This is a genomic window from Desulfobacter sp. (genome assembly GCF_050177295.1).
The window spans coordinates 1-14,582 of the sequence record NZ_JBFXHE010000070.1; the positions used below are offsets into that span (position 1 = coordinate 1).

Sequence of the window (14,582 nt, forward strand, 5' to 3'; positions counted from 1 at the left end):
AGGCCATTGTCCTGGGATGCACCGGCATGCTGGGTGTGGCCAATGGACTGGCCCGGATCCTGAAAGAAAAGGGGAAACCCGCCCCGGTAATTGATCCCACCACAACGGCAGTCACCCTGCTCCAGTCCCTGATACGGAACGGACTTTCCCAAAGCCGTCTGACCTATTTTAAACCGGAGGAGCAAAAAGTCCTATAGATGACGGTATTCTTCAGGGGACAGCGGCGTAAAAAGGGAACTCTTCTCTTTCATGGACGGCTGGGCCGCCTTGATTTGTTTCTGATCCCGGTTTTGGTCCTGGTTTTCTGCCGCCCGGGCGTATCGCTGGCCTTCAGGACCATGTTCTCCCATCCCTTTGATACGGGATCCTATAATTGCGGCCTTACCCAGGACCGGGACGGGTTTATCTGGGTGGGGACCCCGGAAGGGATGGTCCGGTGGGATGGGGTTGAAATGAAACGGTTCTCATCCGGCCCGGATTCTCTCAGCAACAATATCGCGCCCTGTGTGTTTGCCGACAGTTCAGGTTTCAGGATTTGGGTGGCCACCGCTGGGGGGGGCTTAAATTGCTTTGACAAGAGATTGAACAGATTTATCTATTTCCGGCATGATCCCGGTAATCCGGCCAGCATCAGTTCGGATTTTTTCAACTGGGCCCCCAGGACCATTGCCGAAGACCGGGACGGGAAGATCTGGGCCGGGACCCAGAAAGGCCTGAACCTTTACGATCCATTTAAAGAAACCTTTGTCCGTTACCTTCCCGAACCTGAGAACCCCAACAGCCTGAGCCACGGGAATATTGCCACGGTCTTTGTTGACCGGGAGAACAAGGTCTGGGCCGGAACCAAGGACGGGGGGCTGAATCGCCTGGATAAAAAAACAGGGCGTATTACCCGGATTTCCCTGGGGAGTTTGGAACAGCAATCCCCGGATGCTTCGCAAAGTTCCGGACCCGGGTGCATTAACTGCATCATCCAGGGGCCAGAGGGATTTCTCTGGATCGGCACTGCCAGAGCCGGACTCTTTCGCCTGGATCCCCGGACCCTTGAGACCCGGCAATTTATCCATGATCCAGATAAAGCCCGGGGATTGGCCAGCAATTATGTCTACGCGCTCATGCCCGACGGCAAGGACAACATCTGGATCTCCCACTCCTATACTGCCCCTGTGGGGCTGGAGATTTTTAACACCCATTCAGAGATCTTCACATCCCTGCGCCATGATCCGGATAACCCTCTGAGCCCCAGCGGAGACAAGATCATGGACTTTTTTAAGGATCGCCAGGGCCTCATCTGGACGGCGGAAAACACTGGTCCTGTGGATTCCTGGGACAGTTTTGCCCACCAGTTTACCGTTTACCGCCACAATGCCAGGGACAGCACAAGCCTGGGATCCAACTCGGTGATCATGCTCTTTCAGGACAGCCGGGACACCATCTGGGTTGCCGGTGGGAGCCAGGGCGGGCTTTCCCGTTTTAATTCCGGGACAGATGACTTTTCCAGGGCAGGTCCGGTTGAACAAGAGATTCCAGCCCTTTTTTCGGTATATTCGGTGTGCGAAGACGGTGCCGGCCGGTTATGGGTGGGATCGGGCGACGGGTCCCTGAATGTATACAACCGGGAAAACCGGACCCTGGCGGCGACCTACCAGAATCCCCTGGTCGCCGGGGCGCCGCCCAGGGGTCTTATTCAGGACCGGCTTAATCCGGACCTGCTCTGGTTCGGCACCCAGGAAAACGGGCTTTTCCGGTTCAATAAAAGGACAGGCAAGTTCCAGCAATTTAGCCATGACCATGCCAATCCCCAGAGTCTGAGCAACGATGCGGTGCCTAACCTGCTTGAGGACCAGACTGGAATCCTCTGGATTTCTACACGAAATGGGCTGAACCGTTACAACCGAGCCACAGAAACCTTTCACCGGTTTATGAAAGGGAAAAACGGCCTTCGGGGGAACAATATCAATGACTGCCATGAGGATGCAACGGGCCGCTTCTGGGTGAGTACCGAAGACGGGGGCCTCCATCTTCTTGACAGGAAAAGCGGGGTGTTTACGCCTGTGACAGAGGTCCAGGGTCTGCCCTCCAGGGCCATACGGGCCATACTGGAGGATGACAGGGGACGGCTCTGGCTGAGTTCCGATAAGGGGCTGTATCTCTTTGACACCAAAGACCAAAAGGTCCTGGACCATTACTCGGAAAAAGACGGACTCCAGGGAGACAGGTTCAGTGTCTTTGCCACCAGTGCCCTGAAAAGCCGGGAGGGAGACCTCTGGTTTTCCGGCCTTTCAGGGGTGAACCGTTTTCATCCGGACCGGATTATGAAAAATCCCTATGTCCCCCCGGTGAGGCTGATTTCCCTTGAACAGGAAGGGCGGCCCCTTCCCGCCGGAAGGGCCCCGGAAGCCATCCAGCGGATCCATCTGCCCTGGCAGAAAAACTTTTTTGAATTTGAATTTTCAGTCCTGAATTTCACCCGTCCCGGGAACAATGAATATGCCTATTTTCTTGAAGGGTTTGAAACCCAGTGGAACCGGATCGGAACCCGGCGGTACGGCAAGTACACCAACCTGCCCGGGGGGGCTTATACCCTGCGGCTGTTTGGCAGCAACAACAACGGGGTATGGAACACGCAGGGCAGGGCCATCAAAATCCAGGTGGATAAACCGCCCTGGAAACGGACCTGGGCCTATGTGGCCTACTGTGTTGCCGGCATCGGGATTTGGGCCGGGGGCTGGCGGCTCGCCCATAAGAAGGTAAAAAAGAAAATCAAGATCCAGGCAGCGGAGCTGGAAAAGGAAAAGAAGGTCATCGGGCAGCTCCGCGTTATTGACAAGATGAAATCCGAGTTGCTCCAAAAGCAGGCCCAGATGGAGAACGAACTGCTCAAAAATAAGCAGAAACTTGAAGACATGGTTAAGGAGCGGACCCTGGCCCTGGAGGCTGAAAAGGAGAAGGCCGAGGCTGCCAGCAAGGCCAAGGGCGAGTTTCTGGCCAATATGAGCCATGAAATCCGGACCCCTCTGAACGTGGTCATCGGGTTTTCGGATATCATCCATAAAGAGGCCCAGGATGAGACCATTAAAGAGTATGTGGCCACCATCCGTTCTGCCGGTAATTCACTTCTGGCCCTGCTCAATGATATCCTTGATCTGTCAAAGGCGGAATCCGGGAGCTTTTCCCTGGAATATGCTGCCTTTAATCTTGGGGGACTGTTAAAGGAACTCCACCAGATCTATGCCAATACGGCCCGGGTCAAGGGGCTTGAATTTTCCCTGGACATGGAAAAAGAGGTGCCCGCCAGCATCGTCCTGGACAGGGTCAGGCTCAGGCAGATTCTGATGAACATAACGGGGAATGCCATTAAATTCACCGCCTCCGGATTTGTCAAACTCACGGCCGGATACCGGCGCTTTGAAAAAGGGGGCAGGTTTTCAGCGCTTTTTTTTATCATCCAGGACAGCGGCATCGGCATTGCCCCTGACCAGAAGGAGCGGATATTCGAAAGGTTCAGCCAGCAGCAGGGCCAGGACTTTGATACCTACGGCGGAACCGGCATCGGGCTTTCCATATCCAAAAAACTGGTGGAGGCCATGGGCGGCACCATTGAGGTGGACTCAACCCCTGGCCAGGGCAGCCGTTTTCTGGTGTCCATTCCCAATGTCAGGAGCGGGTCCGGGGAGACAAAAGCCATGTCCTGGGATACTGTTGTGGCACAAGCCGAGGGGAAAGGGGAGGTCCGTGATCCCTTTCCACCGGCCAAAGACTATACGCCCATGGCGCTTGAAAAACTGAAGGCATTGTTGATCCTGCTCAAGGACGAGATGCTGGGCAGGTGGGAGCATCTCAGTGACGCTATGATCATCGGCAATGTTGAAGCCTTTGCCGGGGAGATCGTCGAATTGGGCCAGGCCTATGGATACGACCCCCTGCGGTTATGGGGGGAAGCTGTGTCCAAACAGGCCAAAACCTTTGATATGGTTTCGCTTCCAGATACCTTGAAATGTTTTCCCAGCCTGATTGACCAACTCGCCGGCCTTGTTCAAACTTGCGGTTCTTAGAATTGCCGGACTGGTTTTCCTGATCTTGAAACGGCCATCCCCGGTCAAGGGATGTCCCGGATCCTGAAAAAAAGGGAAACCCGCCCCGGTAATCAATTCCGCCAGCATACTCTTCATGGTTTTAATCCGGAAGTAGTTTAACTTTATGACATTGGGTTTTGGCACCCATTTTCACTGGTGTATTTTTCAACTCATTTTAAAAATTAACAGGAGAAATTTTATGTACCAGATTCAATTTACCAAGGGAGAAAAACAAAACACAGTCACAGCAAGCGAAATCCTTTTTCCAGCAGGGACGTTCAAAACAGAGTTCGAGCTGAGAAAGCCGCTGGAAGCGGAAAAGGCATTTATTCAGGCAGCAATGTTTCCTAAACTATTTATAAACGCGTTTAAGGCGATTATAGAAAGAAAATTTACCAACCTAGATCCCTTATTAGGAGATACATCCTGCCAGATAAGAGCTTATGAAATCTCCAGACTTGCTAATAACAAATTATTTATAGCAAACTGCAAAATAAGAATAAATGAATTTTCCAGACTTATAGAAAAGATAGAAAAGGAAAAAAAAACTATAGAGCTATAAAAGACAATCCATCAAAATTATTTGGAAATTTTATAAACGATTACAACTTTGATTTTTCATTCTCGGAAGATGAACTCTTCTTAATGCAGAGCTATATGCTCACGTTAAGCAAAAAACAGGAGATCACCTTTGCCGGACCACTCAGAGAAAAAACGGATTATAAAATTTTGAGAGAATTGTATGGCATTTCCGCAAGACTTTCAAGAAAGATACTCCTGATGCATCAGGAAATGCTTTCATTTACATCGATAAATATAATTGCCAGACATGCTGATACTGCAACAACAAGACGAATGGCATCAAGTGGCAATTATATTGCGATTGACTGTAATAACAGGTGCCTGCTTCCACTGTATCTGATCATGAGAGTGCTCATTAATAAAATGAAATCAGAAAACACGCCTTTCCTACTGAAATCCGAACGGTTCATAAATGAAACATCAATTGATGTTAACCTTTTTTTTTGTTTTGTTGGAGAAGACGGTGAATATAAAACAACATTCACCCAAGCAGTCCCGGATACGCCATGCATGATTCTGGAAGGTTTCGTAAGATATGATTCAGACGAAAACATCATACCAAGAAAGAAATATATAAATAAGATGTTACGTACAAATCCTCTATATATAATTTTTTCAAATGCCGCATCACATCCGCAATATCCTGGAGAGTTGGGCAATGGGACCCCTTTTATAGACAGAATGAACAAGGATATGGAAAGTGGCATATCCTCAAATCCTGTTGGCGCCGTATTCAATAAAATTGAACTTGAGGAAATGAAAACTATTAAACAAGACTATGAAGCAAAAAAAAAGTTTGCAGAACAGGAGGGGTGCTGTCTAAAAAAACCGAAACTTTTTACAATAATTCATGTTTTCTGTGATTCTCCACAGCATCAGGTCTCGTCTCTGCTGTACCCTTCCCGGAGAGCAGTATAAGCTGCACCAGTATCGGGTTGCCAGGGCAAATTGAGACCGGTAATTGATTTTGTGGTGGGAAAAAGGTAATATCAGCCCCTGCTTAGAATCCATACAGGATAGAAAAATCAAGTTTATGGCCTTCTCAATTCCTTGAAAAAAACTTTAGAAATGAAGATACGGAGGGATGAATATGGACTGCAACAAAGATAATAATCTTAGCCGATGCAATTGTACCTATGAGCCCTGCAGCCGGAAAGGCGTCTGCTGTGAATGCCTTGCCTATCATCTGAAGTCGCGCCAGCTCCCGGCCTGCTGCTTCCCCGACGATGTTGAAAAGACCTGGGACCGTTCTTTTGAAACCTTTGCGGGGCTTGTTGGCAAGGGCAAGGTATGATCCTGATTTGATTTCAGCAGGTTTTTATAAGAAACTGGAGGCAAGATACAGGAAACAAGAGGACGAAGCGCCTGGTGCGCCCATTTTAGCCCCGCATTGTTGCTGTCTTTGGTTTCATTACGGATCATAATCGGATTAACTCAAACAAAGGAGAAAGATCGTGAAAGTGATTGGATTCAACGGCAGTGCCAGGAAAAAGGGGAATACAGCCGGGTCTTTGAGTACAGTGTTTGCCGAGCTGGAAAAGGCCGGGATTGATACTGAACTGGTCCATGTGGGCAAGGAAAAGGTCAGGGGATGCATTGCCTGCTACGGCTGTGTGAAGAACCAGGATGAAGCCTGTACCCTGAAGGATGACCCGGTAAATGAATGGATTCAGAAGATGAAGGCGGCAGATGGCATCCTTCTGGGCTCTCCCGTATATTTTTCCGGTGTTGCCGGGACGATGAAGTCCTTCCTTGACCGGGCTTTTTTCGTCTCCTCGGTAAACGGCGGCCTTTTCCGTCACAAAGTCGGCGCGGCAGTTTCCGCGGTCCGACGGTCCGGCGGGGTTCCTACCGTGGATACCCTGAATCATTACATCAACTATTCAGAGATGATCATGCCCTCCTCAAACTACTGGAATGTGGTCCACGGGATGAACCCCGGGGAAATGGCGCAGGACGGGGAAGGCAAACAGATCATGGAAATTCTGGGCAGAAACATGGCCTGGATTATGAAAGTGATTGAGGCCGGAAAAGAACAGCTTCCGGCACCGGAAGCACTGCCAAAGACCATGACCAACTTTATCCGTTGATAAGTTTTGAACGAAAAGTCACCCATCTGCAAACGGTTGTCCTGGCCCCAGGGTTCTATCGGGCTGTCCGGATCCGGTCCGCAAGTTCCGCAATGATACCCGGAAATTCCGCCAGGGTGCCCGGCAGATGGGCCATGTCGAATGCCTGGGCAAGGGTCTTCAGCCGCTGGGCCCACAGCCTTAATGCCTCATACCGGTATTGGGTGCCCAGGGCGGCTGCATCCTTTGAGAATGCTTCGATTCTGCTGATTACCAGAATGTCGCGCAGTTCTTCCCACCTGGGCCTCAACTCCGTTTCCAGATGCGCCAGCAAACCGGGCAGGGCTGCAAGGATTTCAGGGGAAAGGTCCTGATCCGGCAGGGCAGACTGGGGTTCAGGGGCAGAGGCTTTTTTAGGTGGGCCGGGTTCCGGCTGGTCCGGCAGGTCAAGGGTTTTGACATTGGGAATGGATACCGAAAACCTGCTGCCCCGGCCAGGGGTGCTTTCTACAGTTATGGTGCCCCCCATGGCCGAGATCAGTTTTTTTGATATGGAAAGCCCGATGCCGGTGCCCCCGTAAATATTGATATCCTGTCCCTTTTGCTGGCTGAACCGCTCGAAAATCACTTCCTTCTGGTCCGGGGCAATGCCGATACCGGTATCCTCCACAGAGAATAAAAATTCAGAGAACAAAGATCCCTGGCCATGCACATGGTAATCTAAACTGATTTTTACATACCCTTGATCCGTAAACTTTACGGCATTGCCCACGATGTTCATGAGTACCTGGCGCAGCCGTGTCTTGTCCAGAACAATGGCCCCGGGCAGGGTGTCGCTTTTTTCAATACAAAATGCCAGCCCCTTGTTCCCCGCGGTGACGGCGAAAATCTGCCGTATCTCTTCAAACAGGCGGTCAAGGCTGAAGGGGGCATATTCCACGGTAAACTTGCCCGATTCCGCCTTGGACAGGTCCAGGATATCGTTGAGCAGGGTCAAAAGGGTGGCACCTGCGGAGCGGATGGTGGAAATATGCCCGATGATCGAATCGTCCCTGCTCTGTTTTTCAATCATTTCCGAGTACCCGAGGATCAGGTGCAAAGGGGTCCTGATTTCATGGCTCATATTGGCTAAAAATTCGCTTTTTGCCCGGCTTGCGGCTTCTGCCTTCTCTTTTTCCGCCTCAAGTTCCGCCGTGCGCTCCCTGAGCCTATTTTCAATCTGGATTTTTTTTTCAAGCAATTCGGATTTTATCCCATCGAGGGCTTTGAGTTGGTCATTGATCTTTTTTTCTTTTTCCAGTTCAGCTTCTTTGGCTGCCAGCCTTTTTTTTATATTCCTGGCTGTCAGTTTCCATCCCCAGAGCCAGAGGGCAAACCCCAGGGAACAGTACAGGCTGTATGCCCAAGGGGTTTTCCAGGGAGGAGATTCCACATGGATTACAATCCCGGCACCCTTTTGGTTCCAGACCCCGTCATTGTTTGACCCAGCCAATCTCAACAGATAGCGTCCGCCGGGCAGGTTGGTGTAGCTGCCGTAGCGCCGGGTCCCGCTCCGGTTCCATTCACTGTCAAACCCTTCCAGAAAATAGGCATACTTATTTTTCAGGGGCTGGGTAAAATTCAGGGCTGCGAACTCGAATTCAAAGGAATTGTTTCTCCAGTTCAGGTGGATCTGTTCAACAGTTTCCGGGCAGGCCCGGGTAGGGAGGTCCATGCCGGGCATGTGCAGGGAGGTTAGAACAACTGGGGGAATATAGGGGTTGGGTTTGATCTGGTCGGGAAAAAAGCTGGTAACCCCTTCAAGGCTTGCAAACCAGAGTTTTCCGTCCCGGGTTTTGGCGGCACTGGAAGCAAACAGGCTGAAATTATTCCCCAGCAGTCCGTCCTGGTCTGTAAACCGGCCAATGACCTGTTCCGATGAGAGGCTGAACTGGATCAGGCCGGAATCACTGCTTAGCCACAGGTTTCCGAGGTCATCTTCCAGAATGGCCCGGATGGTGTAAGTCTCAAATCCTGCTTTAGTGCCGTAATGGCTGAATTTACCGGTCTTAGGGTCAAGGCGGTTCAACCCGCCGTCACTTGTGGCTATCCAGAGACGTCCCCGGCCGTCCAGGTAACAGTCCGTCACCATGTCGCCGCTGATGGCCCAGGGATTGCTTTTGTCCTTCCGATGGTGGACAAAAATTTCAGATGCAGTGTCAAACCGGTCCAGGCCGCCGCCCAGGGTGGGAACCCACAAGGTGCCGTCCGCTTCCTGGAACAGGCGTGTAACCACATTACTGGCCAGGCTGTTTTCATCTTCCGGATCATGGGAGAACCGGGTGAATTTTCCGCTCTGTTTATTCAGCCTGAACATTCCGTCCGTCTCTGTGCCGAACCAGAGGATGTCCGGATTCAGCCTGTCCTGGATCATGCCCCGCGCCACCCCGTCTGTATAGGGGTTGACAAACGCTTTTTCAAATCTGCCGGAATCAGGGTCAAACAGTCCGACCACCCCGTTATTCATTGAGATCCACAGGTTGTTTTCCTTATCTTCCAGCACGGAAAAAATATAGTCGTGGGTAATGCCGGCATTTTTGAGGTCGGCTTTCCGGTAGACCCTGAACCGTCCTGTTTTTCGGTCAAGCCGGTTCAGTCCCCCAAGCTGGGTTCCCATCCAAAGGCTGCCGTCATGGGATTCGGTAATGGTGGTGACGACGTTTGAACTCGGGCCACTCTGGTCCCAGCTCCTGTGACGGTACTGGTCAAATGGCTTCCGGTTGGGGTCCCACTTGTCTATGGCGCCGGTGTTTTCAACAATCCACAAGATGCCTGCCCGGTCCTGGCAGCATCCCATGATGATATTGCCGGATATGCTTTGGGCATCGTTTTCAACGTGCTTATACACTGTAAATTTTTCTGTTTTCGGGTCAAAGCATTCAAGGCCTGCGGCCACGTCATAGGGACGTCCCAACCAGATCAGGCCGTTGCGGTCTTTGGTGATCGCGTAAATTGAGTTGTGGCTTAAGCTGCCGGAATTGCCGGGAATATGTTCAAACCGTACAAACCGGCCGGTCTCCCGGTTCAGACGGTTCAGGCCGCCATGGCTTGTGCCTACCCATATAAAAGGCCATTCATCTTCCAGCACCGCATATACCCGGCCCCGGCCCAGGCTTGAAGGGGAATCGGGATCATGGGTAAACCGGGTCACCTGCTTTGTTTCCGGGGAAAAGGCGTCCAGCCCGGCCTCGGTGCCGATCCAGATCCTTCCGTCTTTACCCGCAGTCACGGTCCAGACAGAATCATGGCTGAGGGTGTTGGCGTTCCCCGGGACATGGCGGATCCGGGTGAATTTTCCGGTTGCCTTGTCCAGGCGGTTGACCCCGGCCCGGGTGCCGAACCACAGGACACCCTCTCTGTCCTGGGCAATGGTCCTGGGCGCCCAGTTGAACTGGCCGCTGCTGATGCTGTGGGGATCCCCGGGATCATTTTCATAATAGGTAAAGGTGTTGGTTTTTTTATCGAACCGGTTCAGGCCTGCCGAGGTGCCGACCCACAGCAGGCCCTGGTTGTCTTCGAAAATACAGGAGGCAATGGGTGAAGAGAGCAGGCCTTCTCCGGCCTTGGTGAATTGTACGGCGTAACCGTCATAACGGACAATGCCGTTGGAGCAGCCCACCCAGATAAACCCGTCCCTGTCCTGGATTATACAATTGTTATAGGCACAGGTATTGAAAGGGTGCTGGACAGAAAACCTGGCCGATGCAGGCATCCTTGCCGCCGCCAGGAGCCAGATACATACAAGCACCCCCAGGCAGATATGTGCGGGACGCATTTTTCCGGGTGCTGTCAAGGCCGGTTATCCTCCGGGAAGCGCCATGCGTGTCGTTGTTCCCGGCACCCCGTTCCTGTGGAAGGGCCTGGTCTTTAAGTGTGGCCGGCCAGGTCCGCAATGGTGAATGAATATGATCCACATATTTAGGATGGAAATTTTCTGCTTGTCAAGAAAAACCCTGGTCCATCACCTAAAAAATAAGGGCTGGCTTGCCAGGCTGGTGACACATATTCCCGGAAGATAGGAGGCATACGGTTCCTGATGTATTGACTTCCTGTGGTAGCGGTTTTGCTTAAGGTTTCTCAACGCGCTCGGCCCGGCCGGTATTTGACTTGATTGTTCGGGCATGCTAAAAAGGCTTTCACCCATGCAGAATGTTAACAATATGCCCATGACACCAGGTATTTCAAAAAAACTTTTTATTCTTCTTTTCTTTTTTATCCTTATATTTTATGGCACAGTTTATGGCCTGTTTATCAAGGTCCGGGAAATGTCCGATGCCTCTGCCCGGATTGTCGGCATCAGCAACCGGATTGCGGTGTTGTCCCAGGATCTTAAAAACAGCCTTCTTGATATGGACGCCAATATCAAGAAATTGAAACTGCTGAAAAAAGCTGTTTATTTTGATTATTTTGAAACCGCCAGGGGCAATTACCAAAAGATCCTTGTAAAGATCATTGTTCTGGATACAGGACGGGTAACACCTGCAGGATACTGGCGTGACATTGATCAGACCTTTGAAGGCTATATCCAGTCGGGTGTATCCATGAAACAAGCCATGAATAAGGATTATACCTGGATTGACGCCAATGTGATGAACCAGTGGATGGCTGCCATTGCCGCAGCCAGAAAGGACAATGAAGACAGAATTGAGCAGGCACTGATCCGGATCAACCGTTTAAGCCGCCAGGTGGTTAAAAACTGCATGATCGGGTTCGGTATTTCAATACTGGTGGGTATTATGGGCGTTTTGTTTATTTCCAGATCCATCATTGTTCCCTTGAATAAATTGAAATCCGGGCTCAGGCGGGTCTCTGATGATAATTACACCTATGAAATGGATATTGCTTCCAAAGATGAATTCGGGGAGTTGGCGGCGGCGTTTAATGATATGAACCGTCAGCTTAAAGCCGATGACGAGATCCGCTCGGATTTTATTGCCACCTTAAGCCATGAAATCAGAAGTCCCTTGTCTTCCATCCGTGAATCTGTGAATATGCTGACCGAAGAGATCCTTGGGCCGGTAAATGATAAACAGAAAAAATTTTTGACCATTTCCGCCAATGAGATTGCCCGGATTACAAGTCTTTTGAACCACCTTCTGGATGCTTCCGTTCTGGTTTCAGGGACTGAGAAAAAACAGGTTGCACCCTTTGATCCCAATCAACTTGTGCAATCCGCCATTTTAAGTATTACGCCCGGGGCAAAGGCCCGGGGCATCTGTACTGAATTTGAGCCCCTTGGACAAGCTCCCATGGCCAAAGGCGATGAAACGGAAATAATGCAGGTCATCATAAATATTCTGGATAATGCACTGAAATTTTCACCGGACAACAGCCGGGTGGATGTCCGTTTGACCCGGGGGCCGGGAAAGCATTTTCTGACATGTGCTGTCAGTGATGAAGGGCCGGGTATTCCCGAAGACAAAAAAAATTTGATTTTTAAGAAATACTACCGGGCCAGGGAAGTACGCAAGCACATGGACGGGGTAGGACTTGGTTTGAATATTGCCCGGCGCATCGTCCAGGCCAATGGCGGAGAAATTTTTGTGGAGAATAAGCAGGATAAAGGGTGTACGTTTTTCTTTACTTTGCCGGTGTTTCATCAATAGATGAACCGTAAGGATTTTTTATATGCATTTTTCATGGATATCTGATTTTTGTCTGCATTTGCTCATAGGAAGGACGTTCAATCGTTTTCTTCTTTTTTCCGGGGGCCTGGTTTTTATTGGGTGTGCCGGGGTGTTTTTTAACGGGTGCAAGATAACATCCACCACCACTGTCATTTGCCTGGATACCATGGAAAAACAGGGCCAGAAAGCATATTTAAATGGAGATTATACTCTTGCCCGTCAGATTTTTTCACAGCTTGCTTTAAGGGAAAGTGACGCTCAGCTTCAGACGGTCGGCTTTTATGGAAATGTTTGTCTTGACATGATCCTTGCAGAAGATGCCCCGGCCTTTAGAAAGGCTGTGGCGAAGCTTTGGTTCTTACCGTCACACTTGTCCTGCCGGATTTCAACGGCCCGGGGCCAGCGCCCTGACGACCGGGAAACCCGGCACAACAGATGGTCCGGGATCCATCCCGAAATGCTGATGAGAGCCCTGGCCCACGGCATGGTTTTGCTTGAATCCGAGCGGTCAGGTATTTTGGAAAATCTTAAGGCCCTTGATGCCAGACAGGACATTTATAAAAAAGAGCGTTTCAGCATGCAGAAAAAAATGGATTCCCTTGGGCTTAAAATCAAAGCCTTAGAAAAGCAGAACATGGGCCAGGCGGCACGGATAAGCGATCTTTCGCAACAGATAACCGATCTTTTGCATCAGATAACCGTGCTTGAGAAAATTGATAAGGAACGGCAGGAACAAAGGGAGAACCAGTGACGGCAGCGCACAAAATACTCATTGTTGACGATGACCCCAGTATCCTGGAGGTTTTGTACGCAAGGCTGTCCGCATCCAACTTTAAGGTCTTGAAAGCAAAGGATGCGGCAGAGGCCGAACAGATACTCAAAGCACAGAAAGGCATAGATCTTTTGGTTTCAGATATAAAAATGCCGGGGAAAAGCGGAATGGAATTGTTCACGGATATCCGTAAGTTCCTGCCGGATCTGCCGGTGATTTTTCTGACTGCTTACGGCACTATACCGGATGCTGTGGATGCCATTAAACTTGGCGCTGCCGATTATATTTCCAAGCCTTTTGACGGCCTGGAGCTGATTAATAAAATTAATGCCATGATGGCCCTGCGCGGCACAGGTGCGGGAACAGACGCTATACCCCTGGTTGAATCCGGGTTTTACTGGGGAAAATCCGCAGCCATGAAGGATCTTTATACCATGGTGAAAAAGGTGGCTATCACCCCGGTCAACGTGCTCATTCTCGGTGAGAGCGGGGTGGGCAAGGAACGTATTGCCGGATGTATTCACCAAAACAGCCCGAGGAGTAAACAGCCCTATATGGTGGTGGACTGTGGATCAACACCGGCAGGTATCCTTGAAAGTGAATTGTTCGGCCATCTGAAAGGGGCGTTTACCAATGCCGTCAAGGACAAGGTCGGGCTTATCCAGGCTGCGGACTCCGGCACCCTTTTCCTGGATGAGATCGGCAACATCTCCCATGATATGCAATGCCGCCTGTTAAGATTCCTGGAGGATAAAAAAATCCGCCAGGTGGGTGCGGTAAGAGAGACGCTTGTGGACTGCCGGGTGATTGCAGCGACCAACGCTGATCTCACCCAGGCCATCGAAGCGGGAAGCTTCCGCCAGGATCTGTATTACCGGCTTAAGGGCGTCACACTGACCATTCCGCCTTTGCGGGAGCGAAAAGAAGATATTTATCACCTGGCCTGTCTTTATGCTGACAGTTATGCCCAGGCACAGGGTATTGACCGGTTGCGTATTTCCGATGCCACTGTCAAAGTGCTGGAAGAACATCCCTGGCCCGGTAATGTCCGGGAGCTTAAAAATACCATTGAAGCCGGGGCGATTCTGTGCCGAAACCAGGTTATTGAACCATGGGACCTTCAGGTTGAAAGCATCAGGGAAAATGCGGTGCTGACTGTCGACCTGCCCGATTCCCAGGATTTTTCCATTAAACAGAGCGAAAAGGATACCATTATAAGGGCCTTGAAAAAATCAAGGGGGGTTCAAAAAGATGCGGCCGATCTCCTGGGTATCAGCAAACGGGCCATGCATTATAAGGTCAGAAAGTACGACAATGATCCCATCCTCTATAAATAAGGCGCTTCTAAAGCAGATAATGCATACTTTACAAAAATTGAGATTAATGGCATATTTTCCATATCATTTATGTAAAATTC

General features: G+C 50.4%; 10 protein-coding genes. 9 read left to right on the forward strand and 1 reads right to left on the reverse strand.

Features of this window, described 5'->3' with window-relative positions:
* From AB7U36_RS07485 to AB7U36_RS07510, 6 genes are all read left to right on the forward strand, one after another.
* On the forward strand, positions 1-197 hold a 197-nt coding region (locus tag AB7U36_RS07485), incomplete at its 5' end, for a hypothetical protein (RefSeq protein ID WP_428159166.1).
* Positions 198-4,055 carry a two-component regulator propeller domain-containing protein gene (locus tag AB7U36_RS07490; RefSeq protein ID WP_428159167.1) on the forward strand — a complete coding sequence of 1,286 codons (3,858 nt, stop codon included), beginning with the start codon at positions 198-200 and terminating at the stop codon, positions 4,053-4,055. It abuts the gene before it with no gap.
* Positions 4,056-4,275: 220 nt separating this feature from the next.
* On the forward strand, positions 4,276-4,638 hold the full coding sequence (locus tag AB7U36_RS07495; protein WP_428159168.1) for a hypothetical protein: 363 nt from the start codon (positions 4,276-4,278) through the stop codon (positions 4,636-4,638).
* Positions 4,639-4,721: 83 nt separating this feature from the next.
* On the forward strand, positions 4,722-5,576 hold the full coding sequence (locus AB7U36_RS07500) for a hypothetical protein (RefSeq protein ID WP_428159169.1): 855 nt from the start codon (positions 4,722-4,724) through the stop codon (positions 5,574-5,576).
* A gap of 172 nt (positions 5,577-5,748) precedes the next feature.
* Positions 5,749-5,952, forward strand: coding sequence for a DUF6485 family protein (locus AB7U36_RS07505; protein WP_428159170.1), 204 nt, complete (start codon positions 5,749-5,751; stop codon positions 5,950-5,952).
* Positions 5,953-6,112: 160 nt separating this feature from the next.
* A complete protein-coding gene (locus tag AB7U36_RS07510; RefSeq protein ID WP_428159171.1) occupies positions 6,113-6,748 on the forward strand; it encodes a flavodoxin family protein in 636 nt (211 codons plus the stop codon).
* A gap of 55 nt (positions 6,749-6,803) precedes the next feature.
* Here the strand turns inward: AB7U36_RS07510 and AB7U36_RS07515 are convergent, their stop codons facing one another.
* The gene (locus AB7U36_RS07515) at positions 6,804-10,559 is read right to left on the reverse strand and encodes a two-component regulator propeller domain-containing protein (RefSeq protein WP_428159172.1); all 3,756 of its coding nucleotides are present in this window, start codon (positions 10,557-10,559) and stop codon (positions 6,804-6,806) included.
* A 349-nt stretch (positions 10,560-10,908) separates the two neighbouring features.
* Here AB7U36_RS07515 and AB7U36_RS07520 point away from each other — a divergent pair, with 349 nt between their 5' ends.
* The 3 genes from AB7U36_RS07520 to AB7U36_RS07530 are packed head-to-tail and all read left to right on the forward strand — an operon-like array spanning position 10,909 to position 14,502.
* Complete coding sequence (locus tag AB7U36_RS07520) at positions 10,909-12,372, forward strand: ATP-binding protein (protein ID WP_428159173.1); 1,464 nt, start codon at positions 10,909-10,911, stop codon at positions 12,370-12,372.
* Positions 12,373-12,394: 22 nt separating this feature from the next.
* Positions 12,395-13,144 carry a hypothetical protein gene (locus AB7U36_RS07525; protein ID WP_428159174.1) on the forward strand — a complete coding sequence of 250 codons (750 nt, stop codon included), beginning with the start codon at positions 12,395-12,397 and terminating at the stop codon, positions 13,142-13,144.
* The gene (locus tag AB7U36_RS07530) at positions 13,141-14,502 is read left to right on the forward strand and encodes a sigma-54-dependent transcriptional regulator (protein ID WP_428159175.1); all 1,362 of its coding nucleotides are present in this window, start codon (positions 13,141-13,143) and stop codon (positions 14,500-14,502) included. Before AB7U36_RS07525 ends, AB7U36_RS07530 begins: the two co-directional genes overlap by 4 nt.
* Positions 14,503-14,582: the final 80 nt, after the last annotated feature.

Coding starts and splice junctions, on each gene's coding strand:
- AB7U36_RS07525 (WP_428159174.1), top strand. CDS start 12,395: ATGCATTTTTCATGGATATCTGATTTTTGTCTGCATTTGCTCATAGGA.
- AB7U36_RS07495 (WP_428159168.1), top strand. CDS start 4,276: ATGTACCAGATTCAATTTACCAAGGGAGAAAAACAAAACACAGTCACA.
- AB7U36_RS07520 (WP_428159173.1), top strand. CDS start 10,909: ATGCAGAATGTTAACAATATGCCCATGACACCAGGTATTTCAAAAAAA.
- AB7U36_RS07500 (WP_428159169.1), top strand. CDS start 4,722: ATGCAGAGCTATATGCTCACGTTAAGCAAAAAACAGGAGATCACCTTT.
- AB7U36_RS07505 (WP_428159170.1), top strand. CDS start 5,749: ATGGACTGCAACAAAGATAATAATCTTAGCCGATGCAATTGTACCTAT.
- AB7U36_RS07490 (WP_428159167.1), top strand. CDS start 198: ATGACGGTATTCTTCAGGGGACAGCGGCGTAAAAAGGGAACTCTTCTC.